The sequence below is a fragment of the Sphingopyxis terrae subsp. terrae NBRC 15098 genome (assembly GCF_001598815.1).
In the GTDB taxonomy this organism is placed as follows: Bacteria; Pseudomonadota; Alphaproteobacteria; order Sphingomonadales; family Sphingomonadaceae; genus Sphingopyxis; species Sphingopyxis terrae.
The window spans coordinates 40529-61911 of record NZ_BCZQ01000019.1 but is presented as its reverse complement, the minus strand read 5'-3'; the positions used below and the strand labels follow the sequence as shown (position 1 = coordinate 61911).

The following is a 21383-nucleotide window of genomic DNA, read 5'->3' as shown; positions in this document are numbered from 1 at the left end:
CCCGGATCAAGTCCGGGATGACGATTATGAGATATAACAGGCAGGAGAGAGACTGATGGACCCGAACGGGATTGCAGGACTGGACGCACAATTCATCGGCCGCACGTCGCCGACCGCGCCGCGGATTCAGGCGGGCGGCCATCCCTGTCAGGGCATCTATTGGACCGAGGCGGGCAAGCGGCCCAAGGTCGCGATCATCGCCACCCATTATAATGTCGATTTTTCCGAACATTATATCGCGCCCTATTTTGCCCGCGCCGGTTTCGGCTTTCTCGGCTGGAATACGCGCTATCGCGGGTTCGAGGACCAGTTCCTGCTCGAACATGCCATCCTCGACATCGGGGTCGGGATGAAGTGGCTGAAAGAAGAGGCCGGGGTCGAACAGATTGTGATCCTCGGCAATTCGGGCGGCGGCTCGCTGATGGGCGCCTATCAGGCGGAAGCAATCGCGCCGACCTTGACCGACCGGCTGCCGTCGATCGGCCAGGATGCGCTGGCGCAGCTCATCAAGGGCGATCTCTATATCAGCTTCAACGCCCACCAGGGACGTCCCGAAGTGCTGACCGACTGGATGGACGCGTCGGTGATCGACGAGAATGATCCGACGCTGACCGATCCCGAGCTCGACCCGTTCAATCCCGACAATGGCCCGCCCTATTCGGACGCCTTCATCGAAAAATATCGCGCCGGCCAGCGCGCGCGCAACCAGCGCATCACCGACTGGGCAAAGGCCGAACTCGCGCGGCTAAACGCGGCGGGAATCCCCGACCGCATCTTTCCGATGTTCCGCTGCTGGGGCGATATTCGCTGCGTCGATCCGGCGATCGACCCGTCGGACCGCAAGCCCAACTGGTGCTATCGCGGCGACCCGGCAATCGCCAACCGCACCCCCAGCATCGGCCGCGCCAATACGATCAAGACCTGGCTCAACATGTGGAGCCTCGAAACATCGCCGTGCCAGGGGCAGCCGCACCTCGCCAAGCACGACACCCCCGCGCTGGTGGTGCAGGGGCTCGCCGACACCGGCGTTTTCCCCAGCGATGCGCGCAAGATTTTCGACTTCCTCGGCACCGCGGACAAAAGGCTCGAACTGATCCCCGGCGCGCATTATTTCGAGGATTCGATCGAAGAACGGCAAAATGCCGCCGATCTGGTCAGCGGCTGGATCCGGGAGAAGCTGTAAGTGGACACGGCGACCGCCGATATCATTGCAGGACTGCGCGCGGCCGGGCTGACGGGCGAGGGGGAGGTCGTCCTCGAGCCATTGACCGGCGGCGTGTCCTGCGACGTGTGGCGGGTCGACGGCCCGGCGGGGCCGATCGTGGTCAAGCGGCCGCTCGAGCAATTGCGTGTCGCCGCCGAATGGCACGCGCCGGTTGAGCGCGGCGCGAGCGAAGTGCGCTGGCTGCGCCGGGCGCGCGGTGTCGATCCGCATCTGGTGCCCGAGGTGCTGGCCGAATTGCCCGGCCACGGCTTCGCGATGCGCTTCCTGCCGGATTGTCCGGTGTGGAAGGATGAATTGATCGCGGGCCGTGTCGATCCGGCGTTCGCGGCGGCTGTCGGTCGCGGCATCGTGGCGGTCCACGCCGCGACCGCGAACAGCACTGCCGACCGCGACGCCTTTCCGACCGATGCGATGTTCCGCGCGCTGCGCGTCGATCCCTTTCTGCTGTTCGTTGCGCAAAAGGATGCCGAGCTTGCGTCGGCGCTCTACGCGCTCGCCGACGACCTCTCGTCGCGCAAGGTGGCGCTTGTTCACGGCGACGTCAGCCCCAAGAATATTCTCGTCGGTGCAGACGGGCCGGTTTTCCTCGACGCCGAATGTGCAGTCTATGGCGACCCGGCGTTCGACCTAGCCTTTTGCACCACGCATCTGCTGCTGAAGGCGGTGTGGCTGGGGAACGAACGGCTCGGCGAGGCCGCGGCGGCACTGGTCGAGGCCTATCGCGCCGGCATCGATTGGGAAGACGCCGACGCGCTGGCGCTGCGCGCCGGCAAACTGACCGCGGCGTTGCTGCTCGCGCGGGTCGAGGGCAAATCCCCGGCGCCCTATCTGACCGACCCCCATCACAAACAAATCGTGCGTGATCAGGCGCGCGCGTTGCTGCTCGCGCCGACGCCCATCGATGCGCTCGTCGCAAACTGGAAAAGGACCAAGGAATGACGTCGCCTATCGCTTCGGTTACCGGGCGCCAGCTTTGGGATTCGCGTGGCCGCCCCACGGTCGAGGCCGAAGTTACCCTCGAATCGGGCGCGGTTGGTCGCGCCATCGCGCCAGCCGGGGCCTCGCGCGGCGCGCATGAGGCGATCGACCTGCGCGACGGCGGCCCGGCCTTCGGCGGCTATGGCGTCAATGGCGCGGTTGCCGGGATCGGGGCCGAGATCGCGCCCGCGCTGATCGGCATGGATGCGGGCGATCAGGCGGCGGTCGACAAGGCGCTGTGCGCTCTGGACGGCACCCCGAACAAGGCGCGGCTGGGCGCGAACGCCGTCGTTGCGGTGTCGATGGCGGTGCTTCACGCGGCCGCCGCCGATGCGCGGCTGCCGCTGTGGCGCTACCTCGCCGGGGAACGCAAAGTGCGAATACCACTGCCCGAGATCCAGATTTTCGGCGGCGGCGCCCACGCCGGGCGGCGCACCGACGTGCAGGATTTCATGATCATGTGCCCCGCGGCGGGCAGCTTTCGCCGCGCGCTCGAAATCACCGACGATGTGTATCGCACCGCGGGTAGGCTGATGGAAGCCAAGGGGCCGCTGTCGGGGGTCGCCGACGAAGGCGGCTGGTGGCCGAATTTCGCCTCGAACGAGGATGCGCTCGATACGCTGACCAAGGCGATCGAGGCGAGCGGGCACCGCGCCGGCGAAGACGTGTTCATCTCGCTCGACATTGCGGCGAACGAGCTCGGCGATGCTTCGGGCTACAGCCTCGCGCTCGACGAGGGGCAGTTGACGAGCGAGGCGATGGCGGCGCGCATTATCGAATGGGCGGGGCGCTATCCGATCCTGTCCATCGAAGACCCGGCGGGGCAGGATGACTGGACCGCGATGGCGGCCGTGACCGCCGCGATCGGCGACCGGGTGCAAATCATCGGCGACGATGTGCTCGTCACCAATGCGGCGCGCGTCGAGCGCGCGGGCGATGCAGCGGTGTGCAATGCGGCGCTGATCAAGGTGAACCAGGTCGGCACCGTCACCGAAGCCAAGGCCGCGCTCGATGCCGCGGTCGCGCGCGGCTGGGGCGCGATCGTCTCGGCACGCTCGGGCGAGAGCGAGGATGTCACGATCGCGCATCTCGCCACCGGCTGGGACGCGGGGCAATTGAAGGTCGGCAGCTTTACCCGCTCCGAACGGATGGCGAAGTGGAACGAGATGCTGCGGATCGAGGAAGCGATGGGCGCCGATGCCGAATTTGCCGGCTTTTCGGCCTTTGCCGGGTCGATCGGACGGGTCGCGGCATGATCGTTCTCCACGCCCGCCCAAGCCCCGGCTTCCGCGCGGCGGTCGATGCCGTCTTCGGCGCGGGCGTTGTTACCCATGTCGACGAAGCCGCACCGCTCGACGCGGTGGCCGGCGAAATCACCGTGCTGCTCCACGTTCTGACGCCAGTTACGGCCGACTTCATCGCCTCGGCGCCCAGGCTCAAGCTGATCCAGAAGCTCGGCGTCGGGGTCAACACGATTGCGCTCGACGCGGCGCGCGAGCATGGCGTCGCGGTGTGCAACATGCCCGGCACCAACAGCCAGGCAGTCGCCGAAATGGCGCTGTCGCTGATGATGGCGGTGCTGCGCCGCACCTGTTTCTTCGATGCGCGAACGCGCGCGGGAGAAGGATGGACCGCCGATCCGTCCGAACTCGATTCGGTGGGGGAGGTCGGCGGGCGCACTGTGGGGCTTGTCGGGTTCGGCAATTCGGCGCAGCTGCTCGCGCCCGTGCTCGCCGCGCTGGGGGCGCGGGTCGTCTATACGGCGCGGAGCGAGCGCGACGGGCCTTATGAATTTCTGCAGCTTGGCCAGTTGCTCGCGGAGAGCGATATCGTCTCGCTGCACATGCCGCTCACCGAAGAGACGCGCGCCAGCATCGACCCGTTCGCGATGAAGCAGGGTGCGGTACTCGTGAACACCGCGCGCGGCGAACTGGTCGATGAGGCGCGGCTGGTCGCGGCCCTGACCGCGGGCCATCTGCGCGGCGCGGGGCTCGACGTGTTTGCGGAGGAGCCGTTGCCGCGCGGGAATCCGCTGCTCGGCCTGCCCAATGCGGTGCTCGCGCCGCATATCGCTTGGCTGACCCCCGAGACGCTCGTGCGCAGCCTGACGGTGGCGCATGAGAATTGCCGCCGGCTGGGGGCGGGCGAAGCGCTGCTGCATCAGGTGGTATGAAATATTTCGTCATTGCGAGCGAAGCGAAGCAATCCAGCGCGGTTTACGCCTGCTCTGGATTGCCGCGTCGCCTTCGGCTCCTCGCAATGACGACGCTTTAGGATTGACCCCATGACTCTTCCGATCGTCCTCATCACCGGCCAGCTGTTGACCGATGCCGTGTGGCAGCCACTCCTTGATGCCTGGACCGACCGCGAGGTGATTGTCGCCGACAACCGCAGCGACGATACGATCGCGGGCTTCGCGCAGCGGCTGCTCGACAATAGCCCCCCGAAATTCGCGCTGGTCGCACACGCCATGGGCGGCTTCGTCGCCTTCGAGGTGATGCGCCGGGCGCCCGAGCGGGTTGCGAAGCTGGCGCTGATCTCGACGCTCGCCTCGGCCGACGGCCCCGCGCAGACGGCGCGGCGGCAGGGCTATATCGATCTCGTCGAGAATGGGCAGTTCGATCAGGTGGTCGAGGAGCGCATCCCGATCCTGTTTCCCGAAGAAAAGCGCGGCGACGCGCGCCTGCTCGGCATTGCGCGAAAGATGGCGGCAGACACCGGCGCCGACACCTTCCTCGCCCAGCAGCGCGCGATCATGGCGCGCATCGACAGCCGCCCACTCCTCGGCGAGATTGCGGTGCCGACCTTGCTGATCTGGGGTGATAAGGACGGCATCACGAGCCGCGCGCACCATGACGAGATATTGGACGCGATTCCGGGCGCGAAGCTCGAGGTCATCGCGGGGGCAGGGCATCTGCCGATGGTCGAGGCACCGGAGTTGGTGGTGCCGTTGTTGGCGGATTTCATCGACCAATAATTTCCTGTCATCCCCGCGAAAGCGGGGACCCAGAGCGTGCGTCAACTGAGCTAGCCCCCTGGGTCCCCGCTTTCGCGGGGATGACAATATTACTTCAGCTCCGCCCGTACCAGCGCCGCCCCGTCGACCATCGCCTTCAGCTTCGCCTGGCTATGGTCGCGGCTGTGATATTTCATCCCGCAATCAGGCGCGATCCACAGCCGTTCGGCGTCGACATAGCGCAGCGCCTCGCGGATGCGGCCCGCGACGATTTCGGGGGTTTCGACCTCGGGGATCGATAGATCGAGCACCCCGTACATGATCGTCTTGGTTGGCAGTTCGGCGAGGATCGCGGGGTCGAGCCCCGGCTGCGCCGCCTCGATCGAAATCACGTCGATCGCCGACGCTTCGAGTTCGGCGAGGAAGTCATAGGCCTTCGGCTTCGGCCCCGTCGCCCCCGCGCTGTGGTGCACCATCGCATAGCCGAAGCAGATATGCAGCGCGGTCGTGCCGCCGACGCCGTCGAGCGCGCGGTTGATCGCCTCGATCGCATAGGCGTTCGCCTCGGCAGCGCGCGCCTGCAGATAGGGTTCGTCGAGCTGGACGACATCGACGCCGGCGGCGAACAGATCCTTCACCTCGGCATTGACCGCATCGGCATAATCCATCGCGAGCGATCTGAGGTCGGGATAATAGGCGTTCTCGGCCTGTTGGGTCATGGTGAAGGGGCCGGGCAGGGTTAGCTTGACCGGCCTCGACGAATGGCGACGGAGAAAGGCGGCGTCCTGCGCCTCGATCGGCGCCACGCGGCGGATCGGGCCCGAGACGAGCGGCACCGGATTGGCGTTGCCGGTGCGGTCGATCGCGGTGCCATGCTGTTCGGTGTCGATCCCCGACAGCGCGGTCGCGAGCCGGTTCGAATAGCTTTCGCGGCGCATTTCGCCATCGCCGACGATGTCGATGCCCAGCTCTTCCTGATCGCGGATTGCCATCAAGGTCGCGGCTTCCTGCGCATCCGCCAGCCAGGGTTCGGGGATGCGCCACAAAGTCTCGGCACGCACGCGCGGCGGCAGGCTGGCCTTCAATCGTTCGCGGTCGATCAGCCAATCGGGTTGGGGGTAGCTTCCGACGATCGTTGTCGGCAGGATGGGGTGATCGAACAAGGCGGATCCTCTCGCTTTTTTGCTGGCCAAGTATTTGCTTAGTATTCTATCTAATTCAAGATCAAAGTGACGATGGGAGAGCGAAATGATCGATCTGGAGGCCATTCGGACGCTGGCCGATATTCCGGCGGCGCAGGCGCGCGCGCGTGGGCAGGCGGTCGCGGTCAAATATGGAGATCGCGAAACGAGCTTTGCCGAGCTTGATGCGCAGTCGAACCGGGTCGCGAACGCGCTGCTGGCGTCGGGGGTCGCGCCCGGCGACAGGGTTTCGGTTCTGACCAAGAACCACGACGCCTGGTATCCGCTCTTCTTCGGTACCGCGCGTGCGCGCGCCTGCCTCGCGCCGATCAACTGCCGCCTCGCCGCGGGCGAGATTGGTTTCATTTTGGGCGACGCCGCCCCGACGCTGCTCTTCGTGGGCGAGGATTTCTTCGACACCGCGCTGGCTGCCGTCGCCGGGCTCGCCGACAAGCCGCGGTTGGTGGCGCTTTATGGCGCGCACCCGGACTTTGAAGGCTTCGACGCCTGGCTCGACGATGCGGCCGCGACCCCGCCCGCCGACGCGCCGCAACTCGCCGACGATGTGCTGCAACTTTACACGAGCGGCACCACCGGGCGGCCAAAGGGTGTGGTGCTCGCCAACAAGAATTACCGCCGCTTCCTCGAAATGGCGACCGAGGTCGACGGCTTCGCCTATAGCGAGGACGAAACGGTGATGATCGTGATGCCGCTGTTCCATGTTGCCGGGACCAATGTCAGCTTTTCGGGGCTGGCGCAGGGCGGGCGGCTGGTGCTGGTCAAGGATTTCGCCGCGGACGATGCGGTGCGGATGCTGACCGAGGAACGCGTTGCGCACGCCTTCCTCGCGCCCGCGATGATCCAGATGATGCTGCAACAGCCCGCCGCAGCGACAGGCGACTATTCGGCGTTGCGGTCGATCGCCTATGGCGCCTCGCCGATCGCGGAGGATGTGCTGCGCCGCGCGCGCACGACCTTCGGCTGCGATTTCGTGCAATTCTATGGCATGACCGAAAGCTCGGGCGGCGGCTCCTACCTCTCGCCCGCCGCGCACGACCTGCCCGGCAAACTTACCTCGTGCGGTCAGCCCTGGCCGCAGACCGAGATGGCGATCCTCGATGGCGAGGGGCGGCCGCTCGGCGACGGTGAGATCGGCGAGATCGCGATCCGCGGCGACATTGTGATGAAGGAATATTGGAACCGCGCCGAGGCGACCGCCGAAACCGTGATCGGCGGCTGGCTGCACACCGGCGACGTCGGCTATCGCGACGCCGACGGCTTTTACTTCGTCCACGACCGGATCAAGGACATGATCGTGTCGGGCGGCGAGAATGTCTATCCGGCCGAGGTTGAAAGCGCGATCATGGGCTGCCCCGGTGTCGCCGATGTCGCGGTCATCGGCGTGCCCGACGACAAATGGGGCGAGGCGGTCAAGGCGCTGATCGTCCCCGCGCCCGGCGCCACGGTCGAGCCCGCCGATGTCATCGCATGGGCGCGCGAGCGCATCGCTGCCTACAAGGCGCCGAAGAGCGTCGAGACGATCGACGCGCTGCCGCGCAACCCGTCGGGCAAGGTGCTGCGCCGCGAACTGCGCGCGCCTTATTGGGAAGGCCGCGACCGCGCTGTGGGCTAGGGCCCCGACTCTAGGGGCGCCCTACAATATTTCGTGGATCACATGGCGCACGCCGAAGTCGGTGCGCTCTCCCACGCCGACGGCGAGCAGGCCGTTGAGCCAGTCGTATCGGGGACTCGCGGTCTCGAACACGGGCGCGATTCGCAGATAATAAAGTGCGGGATCGACATCGGGCGCGGCAGGGTCGGCGAAGGCGGCGCGGACGTCGTCGGGGATCAGGCTGCGCCCCGTATAGCTGAGGTAGATGAGCGCGCCGTCGTCGGTCTGCCACACCGCGCGCGCGTCGAAGGTGCCGACCGACGCCGCCTCGCCCAGCCGCCCGCTGCGCGACCAATTGCCGCCACCCGGAAGAACGATGCCGTTGATTCGCGGTCCGAAAAATCGTCCGCCGGTGATATAGCCGAGCCGCTGGTCGCCGAACGGCGAGGCGCCGATCCCGATCAGGCCGCCCCCCACCTCGAACTCCACGGTGCACAAGGGGCGGCTCGCAAGCGCGCTCTGGCGATTTTCGTCGGGCATAATCGGGAATCCTCTCTTGAAACTCTGGACAAGTATAAAACAATTAGTATACTAAGGGTCAATCAGATTGACGGATCGGACGAAGAAACCGGTACCGTTGCACTAGGCTCTATGGGAGGGTGAAGATGAAGGCTCGACATTCGAATCTGCTCGCCGGCGTCGCGACGCTTGCGATGCTGGCCACCGCCGCGCCGGCGATGGCACAAACCGCCGACGATGGCGCCGAAACGGCCGCCGGGGCAAGCGGCAGCGGCAATGAAATCATCGTGACGGCGCAAAAGCGCGCCCAGAACATCCAGGATGTTCCGATCTCGATGGAAGTCGTCAGCGGCCAGCGACTCGACGATTTCAACTCGAACGACATCAAGGCGGTGATGAATTACACGCCGAACGTCTTCGTCCAGTCGACCGCGGGCAATGACGTGATCTACATTCGCGGCTTCGGCTCGCCGCCGGCGAACTTCGCGTTCGACCAGTCGGTCTCGCTCTATGTCGACGGCGTCTACGCCGGCCGGTCGCGTCAGGCGCAGGCACCCTTCTTCGACCTCGCGCGCGTCGAGGTGCTGCGTGGTCCGCAGGGCGCCCTGTTCGGCAAGAACACCGCCGCGGGCGCGGTCAGCGTCGTGTCGGCGGGGCCGACCGACCGCTTCGAAGGCAAGCTGACCGCCAATTATAACTTCGATTTCAAGGGCACCGATTTCTCGGGCTATCTGTCGGGGCCGCTGACCGACACGCTGAGCGCGCGCCTTGCGATGAAGGTGCTCAACCAGCAGGGTTATATCCGCAATCTCGCGACCGATCATGACGATCCGGAGATCAAGCAGCAGCTTCTCCGCCTGACGATGAAATGGGAACCGTCGGCCAATTTCGATTACACCGCGAAGGTCGAATATGCGAACCGCGATGTCGTGGGCGGCATCACCGTGTCGAGCCCGCTGACCAGCGCGCAGGATCCGCACCTCACGCGCTATCTCGACAAGTCGGCGCTCGGCGATGAAGGGACGAAGACCAAGTCGGTCATGATATCGGGAACCGGCAACATCGCGATCGGCGACTATACGCTGACGTCGGTGACGGGTTACAGCTGGTTCAACGCCAATATCGTCAACGGTTTCGATCAGACGATCCCGGGCGGCGGCGGCGCGTTTACCAACAATTCGGTCTACAACAGCTTCCCCGAGCGCTTCGAGCAATTCTCGCAGGAAATCCGCCTGCTGTCGCCGACCGGCCGCACCTTCGACTTCATCGTCGGCGCTTATTATGACCATGGCAAATACCGGCTCGACCAGCTGCAGGGCTTCAATATCGCCGACCTGTTCGGTTCGCCCTATTTCGGCCGCATCGACAGCCGCTTCAACCAGACCTCGGAAAGCTGGTCGCTCTTCGGACAGGGTACGCTGAACCTTGCCGACACCTTCCGCGTGATCGGCAGCCTGCGCTACAGCCACACGAGCAAGGACGCCGATTTCGCTTCGCGGCTGGTCTATGGCCCGTTCGCGATCCGCCCGATCTCGAGCGCGGACGGTTCGCTCAGCGAAGGCAATGTCGATCCGTCGGTCACGGTGCAGTTCGACGTCGCGCCGCGCATCATGCTCTATGCGACCTATGGCCGCGGTTCGAAGTCGGGCGGCTTTGTGTCGAATACCTTGGGCACAACGGACGCGACCTTCGCATTCAAGCCCGAGCGCTCGACCAACTATGAAGCGGGCGTCAAATCGACGCTGTTCGACGGCAAGGTCGTCGCCAACGTCTCGGTCTATGACACCCAGTTCAAGAATCTGCAGGTTTCGGTCTATCAGCCGGCAAGCTCCAGCTATCTGACCGGCAACGCCGCGAGCGCGACGTCGAAGGGCATCGAAGGATCGCTTGCGCTCTATCTGTCGCCCAACCTCGATATCACCGCATCGGGTGCGTATCAGGACATCAAATACGACGATTATCCGGGGGCTGCCTGCCTTGCGTCGCAGCCGAGCACCTGCACGCCGGCGACCAACAATCTCGCCGGCTATCGCCTTGCCTACACCTCGAAATGGACCGGCAATGTCTCGGCCCACGGCCGCGTGCCGCTGGGCGACGACCTGAAGCTCGACATTACGGGCGTCGCCGCGGGCCGCTCGAAATATTTCGACTCGGACAATCAGAGCCCGATTTTCGGCATTCAGAAGGGCTATGTGAAGCTCGACCTGCGCGTGCAGCTTTCGGATGCGGACGAGCGCTGGTTCCTGGCCTTCGTCGGCAAGAATCTGACCAACGAGCTGACGACGGGCAGCGCGTTCAACCTGCCGGCGCCGATCACCGCGGTTCCGCGCGCGATTCTCTACCTCGAACCGCCGCGCAACCTGTCGATCGAAGCCGGCTTCAAATTCTAGCAGTCCCACTAGAATGCCGACGGACGCGACCGCTATCGACGCTTTCCTTGACCGGGAAGCGGCGGTGGCGGTCGTGACCGCTTATGCCGCCGCGCTCGATGCGCGCGACTGGGGCGCGTATCGCGCGCTGTTCGCCGACCGGATCGCGATCGACTATGGCGCGATCGGGTCGATCGTCGCGACGATCGATGCCGATGAATGGACGCGCCGCTGCCGCGCGCTCGAGGGTTTCGACGCGACCGCGCACCGGCTGCACAATCTGCGGGCCGAGATCGAGGGCGATCGCGCCGTGGTGACGGGTATCGTCGATGCCGCGCACTTTATTGCCGTCGATGGCGCCGCGCTGATGGGCGACCTGGTCGGTCATTACACCCACCATCTGATCCGTGACGGGCGATGGCGGATCGCGGGTGTCACGCTCACCGTTGCGGGTTACCCGGCGGGGAAGCCTGCCTTCGACGCCGCATTTGCCGCCGCCCGCGCCCGTTTTGCCGAAAGAGGAATTGCATGATCGAGGTTTATTTCACCCCCACGCCCAACGGGCACAAGGTTTCGATCATGCTCGAAGAGACGGGCTTGCCGCACCGCCTGCTCAAGATGGATGTGCTCGCGGGCGATCATCTGACCCCCGACTTTCGGCGCATCAACCCCAATGGACGCCTGCCCGCGATCGTCGACCATGAACCGATCGGCGGCGGGGCGCCGCTGCCTGTCTTCGAAAGCGGCGCGATCCTGCTTTATCTTGCCGAAAAGAGCGGCAAGTTCCTGCCCGAAAATCCGCGCCGTCGCAGCCAGGCGCAGCAATGGCTGATGTGGCAGATGGCCAGCTTCGGGCCGATGCAGGGGCAGGCGCATCATTTCATCCGCTACGCACCCGAAGGCCAGACCTACCCGACCGAGCGCTACCGGAACGAGACGGTTCGCCTGCTGCACGTTCTGAACGGACGGCTGTCCGAGGCAGACTATCTGGCGGAGGAATATAGCATCGCCGACATGGCGGCCTGGCCCTGGGCGCGCGCGGTGCAGTTGATCGGGCTGACGCTCGACGATTATCCCGCCGTTGCCGACTGGTTCGCGCGCGTGGGCGAGCGGCCGGCGGTGATTGCCGGGACCGACGTCAAAAACGCCGCCAATCTTGCGAGCGCGCGGCCGGTGCTGACCGAGGAGCAATGGTCGAACCTGTTCGGCAAGAATATGCTCGCCGCACCGACGCGCTGACCTCCTGCGCCATTGCGAAGAGCGAAGCGACGCGGCTTCGCCCGCAATGACGAGCGTGGATCAGACCGTATCGGCATGACCCCACTGATATTCGATCTTTCCGGCGAGCCGCCGCACCGCGAGCCAGTCGCCCCCGGCCAGGCCGTCGTCCTCGATCAGCGCGATGACGCCGCCGGCGATATCCTTGGGTTCGCAGGCTTCATTATTGGCGAGCACCTGCTCCATCCACTCCGATTTGCCGCCCGCGCCCGTGGTGTCGAGGATCGGTGTATCGACAAGGCCCGGCAGCATCCCCGCGACGCGGACGTTGCATTCGGCCTTCAGCGGCGCGCAGCAGCGCGTGAACATCATCACTGCCGCTTTGGTCGTCGCATACATCGCATCGTAGAATCCGGTGCCGAGCGCGACGGTCGACACGGTGTTGACGATCACCCCGCCGCCGCGGCGGCGCATCGCCTGCACGGCAATCTGCGTCGCGGCGATCAGCGATGTCACATTGACGTCGATGATCCAGCGGATGCGCGCTGCGTCGACGTCGGGAAATTGCGGCAGTCCCGATACGACCCCGGCATTGTTGTGGAGAATGTCGACGTCGCCATGCGCCGCGAACCAGGCTTCGGTCGCGGCGATGTCGGACAGGTCGAGGCGGTGGACCGTCGCCCGCGCGCCCGCCGCCTCGACGCGACCCGCGGTTTCGCGCAGGTCGATATCGTTGACGTCGACAAGTGCGATCGCGGCGGCACCGCGCTCGGCAAGCGCGACGGCGGTGGCGCGACCGATGCCGCTTGCGGCCCCGGTAACGATGGCGGTTTTACCCTTGATATCCATTGCTCTCTCCCGTTCGATGTCGCCTTACCGTAAAGCACATTGACAGATAAACTTAAATACCTAAGTATTTTGACCCGACAAGAATCACATGTTTGGGGAGAGCCATGACGCAAGCCACCGCCCTTGATGCGGGCGCCGCGCCGGCCGACCGTTCGATCGCCGTCCGCCGCAATTTTGCGCTCGCGATGCTGTTCCTGGTCGGCACGATCAACTTCGTCGACCGTCAACTGCTGTCGGTGCTCGTCGAACCGATCCGAGCCGATATGCAGTTCAGCGATACGCAGTTCGGCTTGCTCACCGGCCTTGCCTTCGCGCTCTTCTATGCGGCGATGGGCGTCCCGGTCGCGATGATCGCCGATCGCTGGAACCGGGTGAAGCTGATCGGTATCGCCTGCGTGGTGTGGAGCGGCTTCACCGCCGCGTGCGGCATGGTGTCGAACTTCTGGCAACTGGCGCTGATGCGCTTCGGCGTCGGCGCGGGCGAGGCGGGGGGCACCGCCCCGTCGCTGTCGGTGATCGCCGATTATTACCCGCCAGATCGCCGTCCGCTGGCGATCGGCCTCTTCACGCTGAACGGTCCGTTCGGCGTGTTCGTCGGCGCCGCCTTCGGCGCCTGGGCGGCGGCCAACATCGGCTGGCGCAACGCCTTTCTGGTCATCGGCGTCGTTGGCGTCCTTGTCGCGCCGCTCTTGATCTGGCTGGTCCGCGAACCCGCGCGCGGCGCCATGGACAAGCAGCAGGCGGCCGACGAGGCGCTACCCTTTCGGCAGAGCCTTGCGATGTTCGTGCGCCGCCGGTCGCTGCGCATGGTGATGGTCGGCAGCGGCCTTGCCGCCTTCGTCAGCTATGGCATGCTCAACTGGATCCCGGCCTTCCTGATGCGGACGCAGGGCATGCCGCTCGATGCGATGGCGACCTGGTTTGCGCCCGCCGCGGGCATCACCTTCGGGATCGGCATCCTCGGCGGCGGCTGGCTGGTCAGCCACGTCGCGAAGCGATCGCCGCGTGCCTATGGATCGATTCCCGCGCTGGCCACCGCCGTCCTGATCCCCAGCTTCGCCGCGGCGCTCCTCGTCGATAGCTGGCAAGTGTCGCTCGCGTTGATGCTGATCCCGATGGCGGCCTGCACCGCCTATGTCGCGCCGGCGCTGGCGCTGGTGCAGAATCTGACCCCGCCGCGCAGCCGCGCGACGGCCGCCGCGGTGCTGATGCTGATGTTCAATATCGTCGGCCTCGGCCTCGGTCCGCTGTTCATCGGCGTGGTGAGCGATCATCTCAAACCGGTCTATGGTGATGAAAGCCTGCGCTGGGCCTTGCTTGCCATCCTTCCCTTTGCCGTCGCCGCAGGGCTGGCCCAGTTCGCGATGACGCGCCACCTCGATCAGGATTTCGCCGAATGACCGATGTTTCAGGCAAGACGGCGTTCGTCACCGGCGGCGCCAGCGGGCTTGGCCTCGCGACGGCGCGGGCGCTGGCGGACAGGGGGGCGCGGCTGGTCCTCGCCGATATCGACGGAGCGGGCGCGGAAGCGGCGGCGGAAAGCCTGCGCGCCGCGGGGGCCGAGGCGATGGGGTTGCAGCTCGATGTGACCGACGAGGCAAGCTGGGCCGATGCCGGTGCCGCCGCGCAGGCTTTCGGCCCGGTGCGCATCCTGTTCAGCAATGCCGGCGTGGGCGGCGGTTCGGGCCCGTTCGAGGATTATGACACCGACGTCTGGCGCTGGAACTATGCCGTCAACGCCCATGCGCATCTTTATGCCTGCCGCACCTTCCTCGGTGCGATGAAGGCATCGGGCGAGGCGAGCCACCTTATCATCACATCGTCGATGGTTGCGATCGTGCCGCCGCCGATCTCGGTCGCCTACATCAGTTCGAAATATGCCACGCTCGGCATCGCGATGGCGCTGCGCAACGAGCTTGCGGGCACCTGCGTCGATATTTCGGTCCTGATGCCGGGGATGTCGGCGACGCGCATTGTCGAAACGACGCGCGATCTGCGCCCGGCGCAGGTCGAGGTGGGTCGCGCGGCGGCGACCAGCCAAGCCATGCAGGGCGTGCTCGCGGGCGGGATGGACCCGGCAAAGATCGGTGCGCGGGTTGTCCGGGCGATCGAGCATGGCGACTATTGGATTTTCACCCATCCCGAATGGAAGGCGATGGCCGAACTGGTGACGCGCGACATGCTGACCGCCTTCGGCGAATCCGCCGATCCGGATTACAAGGGCGACGATATCGACGGGCTGATTGCGGCCAATGGCGGCCGCATGTTCGGCGCGCGGATTTGAGGAGAGACTGATGAACGAACAGGACGACATTCGCGCCATGGCGACGCGCTTCTTCGACGCGATCGAGCAGGGCGATATCGAAACGATGCAGAACAGTTTCACGCCCGATGCCGAGATATGGCACAATACCGACGAACTGATCGTGACCCCGGCGCAGACGGCGCAGACGCTGACCGGGATGGTCGCGCGCATCAAGGACCGCGAATATGCCGACCGCCGCCTGACTACCTTTCCGGGGGGATTCGTCCAGCAGCATGTGCTGAAGGGGCGCCGCGTTCACGACGACGGCCCGGTGCGCCTGCCGTGCGCCATCATCTGCGAGGTGGAAAACGGCCGGATCACGCGCCTCGACGAATATTTCGACAGCGCGCACGTCGCCGAATTCCGCAAATTTGCCAACGCCTGAGGAGTCCGTTTCATGCCCGTCTTGCGCCAGGTACCCCGGTCCGAAGTGACCGACGAGATCGTTCTCGCTTATTATCAGCGCCTGTTCGGCGACCGCGACCCGGTGGCCGAACCCGGCACTGCGACCGGCACGCCGGGCGATTGGTGGACCGTCTATGCGCTGTCGCCCGACATCTTCAAACATGCGGTCGACGGTTTCGCGGTCTATCGCAATCCGGCGCGCTCGATCGACCCGGTGCTGCGCGAGCTTGGGCAGACGCGCGCGGGCTGGGTGAAGGGCAGCCAGTTTGTCTTTTCGCAGCATTGCAAGTCGCTGCGCGGTCTGGGGGTCAGCGAGGACAAGATCGCATCGATCGCCCATTGGCAGGTCGCCGACTGCTATAACGATCAGGAACGCGCCGTCCTTGCCTATGCCGATTGCCTCAGCCAGGCGAACGGCCGCGTCCCGACGGCGGTGTTCGACAAGCTCAAGACCTTCTGGAACGACGAGCAGATATTCGAATTCACCTACATCACCTGCCTCTATGACATGCACGCGGTCATCACCCGCGCGCTGCGCATGGAGTTCGACGCGCGCGAAGATCCGATCGTCGAGGTCGCGGCCCCCGAAGGCTTCGATGCCGCCGACTTCCTGAGCGCGCCGCGGTCGAAACCCGAATGAGCGACTTCGGCGCGCCCGAGGTCGTCGCCACCGGCCTGCGCTTTCCCGAAGGGCCGGTGCCGATGCCCGACGGGTCGGTGCTGCTTGTAGAGATTGCGCGCGGCACGCTGACCCGCGTCGCCCCGGACGGAAGCCTGTCGGTCGTGGCCGAGCTTGGCGGCGGGCCCAATGGCGTGGCGATCGGCCCCGATGGTGCTGCCTATGTCTGCAACAATGGCGGGTTCCAGTGGACCCGGGCGGGGCCGCTGCTCTTTCCCGGTCATGCCGCGCACGACGCCGCCTGCGGCTCGATCCAGCGGGTCGACCTTGCCAGCGGGGCGGTGACGACGCTCTACGACAGTTTCGAGGGCGAGCGGCTGAAGGGGCCGAACGACATCGTCTTCGACCGCGAGGGCGGTTTCTGGTTCACCGACCATGGTCAGGTGCGCAGCAGTGGGCGCGATCATGGCGCCATCTATCATGCCAGCATCGACGGCTCCTCGATCACGCGCCAGCGCGCCGAGATGATCGGTCCCAACGGCATCGGCCTCTCCCCCGACGGCAAGACGCTCTATGTCAGCGAGACCATGACCGCGCGCGTCTGGGCGATGGACGTGGTGGCACCGGGCCAACTCGCGCCGCCGCCGCCGTGGGCGCCGGGGCGGTTCGTCGGCACGCCGCCCGCCTTCCGCCTGCTCGACAGCCTTGCGGTCGAGGAAAGCGGCCGCATCTGCGTCGGCACAATGGTCGAAGGCGGCATCACCATCTTCGATCCCGATGGCGGCGGGTCGGAGTTTCTGCCGCTTCCCGATATCGGCGTGACCAACATCGCGTTTGGCGGGGCCGATCGGCGCGACGCCTATATCACCGTCTCGACCACCGGGGCGCTCTACCGCGTCCGCTGGCCGCGCCCCGGACTGGCTCCCGCATAATCGTCAATTAAGTTGACGGTTATGCGGGAAGCTGCTAGAAGGATCATGAGAGGATGGCCATGAAATTCTACAATAGCGTCGGCCCCAATCCCCGTGTCGTGAAACTGTTCATGGCGGAAAAGGGGATCAGCCTGCCCGAGGTCGAGGTCGATCTGCGCGGCGGTGAAAACCGGCGGCCGCCCTATAACAGCAGCGTGAACCCGGCGGGGCAGACCCCCGCACTCGAGCTCGACGACGGCACGGTGCTGACCGAGATTACCGCGATCTGCGAATATCTGGAGGAACGCTTCCCCGATCCGGCGCTGATCGGCACGACGGCCGAAGAGCGCGCGGTGACGCGGATGTGGACGCGGCGCGTCGACCTAAAGATTTGCGAACCGCTGACCAACGGCTTTCGCTTTGCGGAGGGGCTGCCGCTGTTCGAACCGCGCATGCGCTGTCTGCCCGAAGCCGCGGCGGGGCTGAAGGCGGTGGCGCAGGACGGGCTCAAATGGCTCGATCCGCTGATCGCCGATCGCGCGTTCCTCGCCGGCGACCGGCTGACGCTCGCCGACATCATGCTCTTCGCTTTCCTCGATTTCGGCGCAAGTGTCGGTCAGCCGCTCGACCCCGAAAACAAGAATATCCTGCGCTGGTACCAGGGCATGAAGGCCCGGCCCGGCGCCAATTCGAACTGAGACGCAAAGGAGACGGATGATGGCAGAAGCAAACAAGGAATTCGAATTTTGCGGGGTCAACCACCTCGCGCTTGTGTGCAAGGACATGGCCAGGACGGTCGAATTCTACCGCGACATCCTGGGCATGCCGCTGACCAAGACGATCGACCTGCCGGGCAATCGCGGCCAGCATTTCTTCTTCGATATCGGCAACGGCGACAGCCTGGCCTTCTTCTGGTTCGACGGTGCGCCCGAAGCGGTGCCGGGAATTTCGGCGCCCGAAGCGCTGCCGACGCAGGGCAATTTCATGTCGGCGCACGGATCGATGAACCATATCGCGATCAACGTGCCCGCCGAGCGCTTCGATGAATATTACGACCGCCTCGTCGAAAAGGGCGTCAAGGTCACCAAGATCCTGAACCACGACAATTCGCCGACGCAATCGTCGGACGAGATGAACGACGATGTGTTCGTCCGTTCGGTCTATTTCTTCGACCCCGACGGCGTGTGCCTCGAATTTGCGGCCTGGACGAAGGTGTTCGACGACAGCGACGTCGCGCACGACCCGGTCCGTGCGGACGGAACGAAGGTCGAAGGCATGATCACCGCACGCAAGCCGGTTCCCGCCGAATAAGCCGAAATAGCGAAACACTCCTCGGGCCCGGCCGCTGCGCCGGGCCCATTTTGCGCCCGAGCGCTAATCATTCGGCGCGCGGCGCGGCGCCTTGGCGCGGAGGAAATTGCCGAGCGCCACGAACAGCATTTCGCGCGCGTCGCCGCCCAGCATTTCGGCGCTGAGCCAGTCGAACGCCGCGCGGTCGTCGCGACCGGCGACACCGACCAGCGCCGCGAGCAACGCTTCGTCGAAGCTGGCTCGCGGGCAGCAGGGCGGGGCGACCGCGAAGGGGTCGGGCCAGCAATGACCGATCGCCGCCACGACGAGACGGTAGCGGCGCGCCGCGAGGATGTTGCCCCAGCGCCGTTCGAGTTCGGGCATCGGGTCGCGCTCGCTGCGATGGCACAGCACGCAATAGCGCAGCGCGAGGACCGCCTGCGCCGCATCGACCGGCAGGTCGCGTACGAACGGCTGTTCGGTCAGGCGGCGGACGAGCGTGCTGGCTTCCATCATTCCTCCCATCGATGGCCCAAATCCGCGGCGCATCGGCATGCAGCCCGGTTCCTCCGAAAAAGATGCCGGCTGCCGCAGGGCCGCAGCAGCCGGCAGGAGGGGACTGCGTAAACAGTGCTATTGATAATCAGTCGCAAAAACAAGCGAAAAGTGAGGCGCCCGCAGGCGCCCCCAAAAATCCGTGGATTTTTGCCGGTCCGGCGTCAGTCGTCGCCGGCGGGCTTCGACTGGAGCTGGACGTAATTTTCCATTCCCATGCGCTCGATCATCTCGAACTGCTTCTCCAGCTCGTCGACATGATGCTCTTCGCTTTCCAGAATGTCGGCGAACAGATCGCGGCTGACATAGTCGCGCACGCTTTCGCTATGCGCGATCGCGTCCTTGAGCAGCGGGATCGCTTCTTCCTCGAGCGCGAGGTCGGCCTTGAGGATCTCCTCGACCGTTTCGCCGACGCGCAGCCGTCCGAGCAGCTGGAAATTGGGCAGGCCGCCCAGAAACAGGATGCGGTCGGCCAGCTTGTCGGCGTGCTTCATCTCGTCGATCGATTCCTCGCGCTCGAAATGCGCAAGGCGCGCAACGCCCCAATTGTCGAGCATGCGATAGTGCAGCCAATATTGGTTGATCGCCGTCAGCTCGTTCTTGAGCGCTTCGTTGAGAAAATCGATGACCTTGGGGTCGCCCTTCATTGTCCGTCCTGTCCTTGTCGGGTGGGGTAAGAAGACAGGATTATAGGCGCCCGGACCCGTTCAGGCCAAGCCGAAAAGTGGCGGAAATCTTGGAAAAATTCAGGCGGTCGCCGTAATGTCGCTGATGATATTGCGAGCGAAAGGCAGGCATTGGCCGCATTTGGGTTTGCGACCCAATTGCGCATAGGCGGCCTTGGCGCAGCGCAACTGCCCGTCCTTTGCGACGTCGCGCAAATCGCGTTCCCTTATTGCGTTGCAGACACAGACGACCATGTGCGAATCCTTCTCAACAGGGCTGATCTAGGGATAGTGCGAGGGATTCGCAACAGGAAAGTTGCGAGCGGTTCGCATTTCGCTGGTGCGGCCGATTTGCCGCGCTGGCCCCTTGCCCGCGCGGCGATTCGCGGGCATAGGCGCGCCCATCCTCCCCGGCCCGAAACCCGCCCGGCCGAAACATGAAGGTACGCGCCCATGAAAGTGAATGTCTATGTGACGCTCAAGCCCGGGGTGCTCGACCCGCAGGGCAAGGCGATCCATCATGCGCTCGAAGGGCTGGGCTTCGGCGGCGTGGCCGATGTGCGCGCCGGACGCTTCATCGAACTCGACGTCGCCGACGGCACCAGCGATGCCGATCTCGACGCGATGTGCGCAAAGCTGCTCGCCAACACGGTGATCGAAAACTACCGCATCGAACGCGCCTGACCGCCGCGAAGGAGCCTTGCTCATGAAGACCGCCGTCATCGTCTTTCCCGGCTCCAACTGCGATCGCGACATGGCCGTCGCGCTCGAAACCGTGACCGGCGTCAAGCCCGCGATGGTTTGGCACCGCGAGACGGCGCTTCCGGACGGCACCGATTTCATCGCGCTGCCTGGCGGCTTTTCCTATGGCGATTATCTGCGTTCGGGCGCGATGGCGGCGCGGTCGCCGATCCTGCGCGCCGTCGCCGACGCCGCGGCGCGCGGCGTGCCGGTGCTGGGCGTGTGCAACGGCTTTCAGGTGCTGACCGAGGCACAGTTGCTGCCCGGCGCGCTGATGCGCAACGCGGGCCTCAATTTCGTCTGCCGCACGGTCCCGCTGACGGTCGCGAACAGCCAGTCGCTGTTCACCGCCGCCTATCGCGCGGACGAGACGATCCATATTCCGGTCGCCCATCATGACGGCAATTATTTCGCCGACGCCGATACGCTCGACCGGATCGAGGGCGAGGGGCGCGTGGCTTTTCGCTATGCCGACAGCGTCAACGGTTCGGCGCGCGCCATCGCCGGCGTGCTCAACGATGCGGGCAATGTGCTCGGCATGATGCCGCACCCCGAACGCGCGATCGACCGCGCGCACGGCGGCACCGACGGGCTACGCCTGTTCGAAGCCGCGCTCGGCGTTCTCGCCTGATATGACCGCTTGCGCTGGCGCGTCGGCGCGCGGCTCCAGCCAGCGGCCGACGATCAGCAGCATCGTCGGCCAGAACATCGTGTTCCAGATATCGTGCCAGTGCGCCGCGTCGGGCTGGATCGCCGAGCGGCCGATCTCGGCCTGAAGGTCGAGCCATTCGCCGCCGCACGCCATGACAAGTACCGCGCCCCAGGCGATCAGTCCGCCACCGCGCCGCCGCCAGACCAGCCGCACCGCCAGAAACAGCGCCAGCCCGAAATAGATATGCAGCGCATCCTTGCCGAGCCCGACCGAGGAGACGATCGACAGCTTGCGCTCCTCGAACAGCGCGGCGAGCAGGGTCAGCGTCACGCG

25 protein-coding genes are annotated in these 21383 nt (G+C 65.4%); 18 read left to right on the top strand and 7 right to left on the bottom strand.

Annotation, left to right across the window (positions count from 1 at the left end; translation table 11 throughout):
• Window positions 1–55: 55 nt before the first annotated feature.
• The 5 genes from STE01S_RS12680 to STE01S_RS12660 all read left to right on the top strand — a co-directional run bounded on the left by STE01S_RS12680 (window position 56) and on the right by STE01S_RS12660 (window position 5180).
• Window positions 56–1183: an alpha/beta hydrolase gene (locus STE01S_RS12680; protein ID WP_058812530.1), complete on the top strand. Its 1128-nt coding sequence runs from the start codon at window positions 56–58 to the stop codon at window positions 1181–1183.
• Window positions 1184–2164, top strand: coding sequence for a phosphotransferase family protein (locus STE01S_RS12675; RefSeq protein ID WP_062768159.1), 981 nt, complete (start codon window positions 1184–1186; stop codon window positions 2162–2164).
• Window positions 2161–3459 carry a phosphopyruvate hydratase gene (eno, locus tag STE01S_RS12670; protein WP_062768156.1) on the top strand — a complete coding sequence of 433 codons (1299 nt, stop codon included), beginning with the start codon at window positions 2161–2163 and terminating at the stop codon, window positions 3457–3459. The genes STE01S_RS12675 and eno overlap by 4 nt, the downstream gene beginning before the upstream one ends.
• Window positions 3456–4376: an NAD(P)-dependent oxidoreductase gene (locus tag STE01S_RS12665; RefSeq protein ID WP_062768153.1), complete on the top strand. Its 921-nt coding sequence runs from the start codon at window positions 3456–3458 to the stop codon at window positions 4374–4376. The genes eno and STE01S_RS12665 overlap by 4 nt, the downstream gene beginning before the upstream one ends.
• A gap of 111 nt (window positions 4377–4487) precedes the next feature.
• Window positions 4488–5180 (top strand): alpha/beta fold hydrolase, encoded by a 693-nt coding sequence (locus tag STE01S_RS12660; protein WP_062768150.1) that lies wholly within the window; start codon window positions 4488–4490, stop codon window positions 5178–5180.
• Between the two features lie 89 nt (window positions 5181–5269).
• On the opposite strand, the gene STE01S_RS12655 is transcribed toward STE01S_RS12660, so the two are convergent.
• Window positions 5270–6427: a 5-methyltetrahydropteroyltriglutamate--homocysteine methyltransferase gene (locus STE01S_RS12655; protein ID WP_409371980.1), complete on the bottom strand. Its 1158-nt coding sequence runs from the start codon at window positions 6425–6427 to the stop codon at window positions 5270–5272.
• On the opposite strand from STE01S_RS12655, the gene STE01S_RS12650 reads away from it, so the two are divergent.
• Entirely contained in the window at window positions 6408–7973 is a 1566-nt protein-coding gene (locus tag STE01S_RS12650) for a long-chain-fatty-acid--CoA ligase (protein ID WP_062768144.1), read from the top strand. The genes STE01S_RS12655 and STE01S_RS12650 overlap by 20 nt on opposite strands.
• Window positions 7974–7994: 21 nt before the next feature.
• On the opposite strand, the gene STE01S_RS12645 is transcribed toward STE01S_RS12650, so the two are convergent.
• Window positions 7995–8492: a DUF3237 domain-containing protein gene (locus tag STE01S_RS12645; protein WP_003049493.1), complete on the bottom strand. Its 498-nt coding sequence runs from the start codon at window positions 8490–8492 to the stop codon at window positions 7995–7997.
• A 125-nt stretch (window positions 8493–8617) separates the two neighbouring features.
• On the opposite strand from STE01S_RS12645, the gene STE01S_RS12640 reads away from it, so the two are divergent.
• The 3 genes from STE01S_RS12640 to STE01S_RS12630 are packed head-to-tail and all read left to right on the top strand — an operon-like array spanning window position 8618 to window position 12079.
• A complete protein-coding gene (locus STE01S_RS12640) occupies window positions 8618–10861 on the top strand; it encodes a TonB-dependent receptor (protein WP_003049496.1) in 2244 nt (747 codons plus the stop codon).
• Between the two features lie 13 nt (window positions 10862–10874).
• The gene (locus tag STE01S_RS12635; protein ID WP_062768137.1) at window positions 10875–11372 is read left to right on the top strand and encodes a nuclear transport factor 2 family protein; all 498 of its coding nucleotides are present in this window, start codon (window positions 10875–10877) and stop codon (window positions 11370–11372) included.
• Window positions 11369–12079, top strand: a complete 711-nt coding sequence (locus STE01S_RS12630; protein ID WP_003049501.1) for a glutathione S-transferase N-terminal domain-containing protein — start codon at window positions 11369–11371, stop codon at window positions 12077–12079. Before STE01S_RS12635 ends, STE01S_RS12630 begins: the two co-directional genes overlap by 4 nt.
• Window positions 12080–12139: 60 nt before the next feature.
• Here STE01S_RS12630 and STE01S_RS12625 read toward each other — a convergent pair whose 3' ends face one another.
• Window positions 12140–12907, bottom strand: coding sequence for an SDR family NAD(P)-dependent oxidoreductase (locus STE01S_RS12625; RefSeq protein ID WP_058812522.1), 768 nt, complete (start codon window positions 12905–12907; stop codon window positions 12140–12142).
• 104 nt (window positions 12908–13011) lie between these two features.
• Between STE01S_RS12625 and STE01S_RS12620 the strand changes: the two genes are divergently transcribed.
• Genes STE01S_RS12620 through STE01S_RS12590 form a run of 7 tightly spaced genes read left to right on the top strand, consistent with a single transcriptional unit; the run spans window position 13012 to window position 18458 of the window.
• The gene (locus tag STE01S_RS12620) at window positions 13012–14307 is read left to right on the top strand and encodes a spinster family MFS transporter (protein ID WP_062768134.1); all 1296 of its coding nucleotides are present in this window, start codon (window positions 13012–13014) and stop codon (window positions 14305–14307) included.
• A complete protein-coding gene (locus STE01S_RS12615; protein WP_062768131.1) occupies window positions 14304–15191 on the top strand; it encodes an SDR family NAD(P)-dependent oxidoreductase in 888 nt (295 codons plus the stop codon). Before STE01S_RS12620 ends, STE01S_RS12615 begins: the two co-directional genes overlap by 4 nt.
• 10 nt (window positions 15192–15201) lie before the next feature.
• Window positions 15202–15597, top strand: a complete 396-nt coding sequence (locus STE01S_RS12610; protein WP_058812519.1) for a nuclear transport factor 2 family protein — start codon at window positions 15202–15204, stop codon at window positions 15595–15597.
• A 12-nt stretch (window positions 15598–15609) separates the two neighbouring features.
• Window positions 15610–16257 (top strand): carboxymuconolactone decarboxylase family protein, encoded by a 648-nt coding sequence (locus STE01S_RS12605; protein WP_062768126.1) that lies wholly within the window; start codon window positions 15610–15612, stop codon window positions 16255–16257.
• Entirely contained in the window at window positions 16254–17168 is a 915-nt protein-coding gene (locus STE01S_RS12600; RefSeq protein WP_062768123.1) for an SMP-30/gluconolactonase/LRE family protein, read from the top strand. Before STE01S_RS12605 ends, STE01S_RS12600 begins: the two co-directional genes overlap by 4 nt.
• 59 nt (window positions 17169–17227) lie before the next feature.
• Window positions 17228–17845: a glutathione S-transferase family protein gene (locus STE01S_RS12595; protein WP_062768120.1), complete on the top strand. Its 618-nt coding sequence runs from the start codon at window positions 17228–17230 to the stop codon at window positions 17843–17845.
• Window positions 17846–17864: 19 nt separating this feature from the next.
• Window positions 17865–18458 (top strand): VOC family protein, encoded by a 594-nt coding sequence (locus STE01S_RS12590; RefSeq protein ID WP_058812516.1) that lies wholly within the window; start codon window positions 17865–17867, stop codon window positions 18456–18458.
• A gap of 63 nt (window positions 18459–18521) precedes the next feature.
• Here STE01S_RS12590 and STE01S_RS12585 read toward each other — a convergent pair whose 3' ends face one another.
• The 3 genes from STE01S_RS12585 to STE01S_RS12575 form a co-directional block, all read right to left on the bottom strand.
• Window positions 18522–18953 carry an addiction module antidote protein gene (locus tag STE01S_RS12585; protein ID WP_255265948.1) on the bottom strand — a complete coding sequence of 144 codons (432 nt, stop codon included), beginning with the start codon at window positions 18951–18953 and terminating at the stop codon, window positions 18522–18524.
• Window positions 18954–19156: 203 nt separating this feature from the next.
• Window positions 19157–19639 (bottom strand): bacterioferritin, encoded by a 483-nt coding sequence (gene bfr, locus STE01S_RS12580; protein WP_003049525.1) that lies wholly within the window; start codon window positions 19637–19639, stop codon window positions 19157–19159.
• 99 nt (window positions 19640–19738) lie between these two features.
• A complete protein-coding gene (locus tag STE01S_RS12575; RefSeq protein WP_003049527.1) occupies window positions 19739–19912 on the bottom strand; it encodes a (2Fe-2S)-binding protein in 174 nt (57 codons plus the stop codon).
• A gap of 198 nt (window positions 19913–20110) precedes the next feature.
• Here STE01S_RS12575 and purS point away from each other — a divergent pair, with 198 nt between their 5' ends.
• The gene (gene purS, locus STE01S_RS12570) at window positions 20111–20341 is read left to right on the top strand and encodes a phosphoribosylformylglycinamidine synthase subunit PurS (RefSeq protein WP_058812514.1); all 231 of its coding nucleotides are present in this window, start codon (window positions 20111–20113) and stop codon (window positions 20339–20341) included.
• Window positions 20342–20363: 22 nt separating this feature from the next.
• The gene (gene purQ, locus STE01S_RS12565; RefSeq protein WP_062768115.1) at window positions 20364–21029 is read left to right on the top strand and encodes a phosphoribosylformylglycinamidine synthase subunit PurQ; all 666 of its coding nucleotides are present in this window, start codon (window positions 20364–20366) and stop codon (window positions 21027–21029) included.
• Here the strand turns inward: purQ and STE01S_RS12560 are convergent.
• Window positions 20991–21380 carry a hypothetical protein gene (locus STE01S_RS12560; RefSeq protein ID WP_062768112.1) on the bottom strand — a complete coding sequence of 130 codons (390 nt, stop codon included), beginning with the start codon at window positions 21378–21380 and terminating at the stop codon, window positions 20991–20993. The genes purQ and STE01S_RS12560 overlap by 39 nt on opposite strands.
• Between the last annotated feature and the right edge of the window lie 3 nt (window positions 21381–21383).

Coding starts and splice junctions, on each gene's coding strand:
- STE01S_RS12640 (WP_003049496.1), top strand. CDS start 8,618: ATGAAGGCTCGACATTCGAATCTGCTCGCCGGCGTCGCGACGCTTGCG.
- STE01S_RS12650 (WP_062768144.1), top strand. CDS start 6,408: ATGATCGATCTGGAGGCCATTCGGACGCTGGCCGATATTCCGGCGGCG.
- STE01S_RS12620 (WP_062768134.1), top strand. CDS start 13,012: ATGACGCAAGCCACCGCCCTTGATGCGGGCGCCGCGCCGGCCGACCGT.
- eno (WP_062768156.1), top strand. CDS start 2,161: ATGACGTCGCCTATCGCTTCGGTTACCGGGCGCCAGCTTTGGGATTCG.
- STE01S_RS12635 (WP_062768137.1), top strand. CDS start 10,875: ATGCCGACGGACGCGACCGCTATCGACGCTTTCCTTGACCGGGAAGCG.
- purS (WP_058812514.1), top strand. CDS start 20,111: ATGAAAGTGAATGTCTATGTGACGCTCAAGCCCGGGGTGCTCGACCCG.
- STE01S_RS12575 (WP_003049527.1), bottom strand. CDS start 19,912: ATGGTCGTCTGTGTCTGCAACGCAATAAGGGAACGCGATTTGCGCGAC.
- STE01S_RS12625 (WP_058812522.1), bottom strand. CDS start 12,907: ATGGATATCAAGGGTAAAACCGCCATCGTTACCGGGGCCGCAAGCGGC.
- purQ (WP_062768115.1), top strand. CDS start 20,364: ATGAAGACCGCCGTCATCGTCTTTCCCGGCTCCAACTGCGATCGCGAC.
- STE01S_RS12645 (WP_003049493.1), bottom strand. CDS start 8,492: ATGCCCGACGAAAATCGCCAGAGCGCGCTTGCGAGCCGCCCCTTGTGC.
- STE01S_RS12590 (WP_058812516.1), top strand. CDS start 17,865: ATGGCAGAAGCAAACAAGGAATTCGAATTTTGCGGGGTCAACCACCTC.
- STE01S_RS12665 (WP_062768153.1), top strand. CDS start 3,456: ATGATCGTTCTCCACGCCCGCCCAAGCCCCGGCTTCCGCGCGGCGGTC.
- STE01S_RS12595 (WP_062768120.1), top strand. CDS start 17,228: ATGAAATTCTACAATAGCGTCGGCCCCAATCCCCGTGTCGTGAAACTG.
- STE01S_RS12680 (WP_058812530.1), top strand. CDS start 56: ATGGACCCGAACGGGATTGCAGGACTGGACGCACAATTCATCGGCCGC.
- STE01S_RS12660 (WP_062768150.1), top strand. CDS start 4,488: ATGACTCTTCCGATCGTCCTCATCACCGGCCAGCTGTTGACCGATGCC.
- STE01S_RS12600 (WP_062768123.1), top strand. CDS start 16,254: ATGAGCGACTTCGGCGCGCCCGAGGTCGTCGCCACCGGCCTGCGCTTT.
- STE01S_RS12610 (WP_058812519.1), top strand. CDS start 15,202: ATGAACGAACAGGACGACATTCGCGCCATGGCGACGCGCTTCTTCGAC.
- STE01S_RS12630 (WP_003049501.1), top strand. CDS start 11,369: ATGATCGAGGTTTATTTCACCCCCACGCCCAACGGGCACAAGGTTTCG.
- bfr (WP_003049525.1), bottom strand. CDS start 19,639: ATGAAGGGCGACCCCAAGGTCATCGATTTTCTCAACGAAGCGCTCAAG.
- STE01S_RS12615 (WP_062768131.1), top strand. CDS start 14,304: ATGACCGATGTTTCAGGCAAGACGGCGTTCGTCACCGGCGGCGCCAGC.
- STE01S_RS12655 (WP_409371980.1), bottom strand. CDS start 6,427: ATGGCCTCCAGATCGATCATTTCGCTCTCCCATCGTCACTTTGATCTT.
- STE01S_RS12605 (WP_062768126.1), top strand. CDS start 15,610: ATGCCCGTCTTGCGCCAGGTACCCCGGTCCGAAGTGACCGACGAGATC.
- STE01S_RS12585 (WP_255265948.1), bottom strand. CDS start 18,953: ATGATGGAAGCCAGCACGCTCGTCCGCCGCCTGACCGAACAGCCGTTC.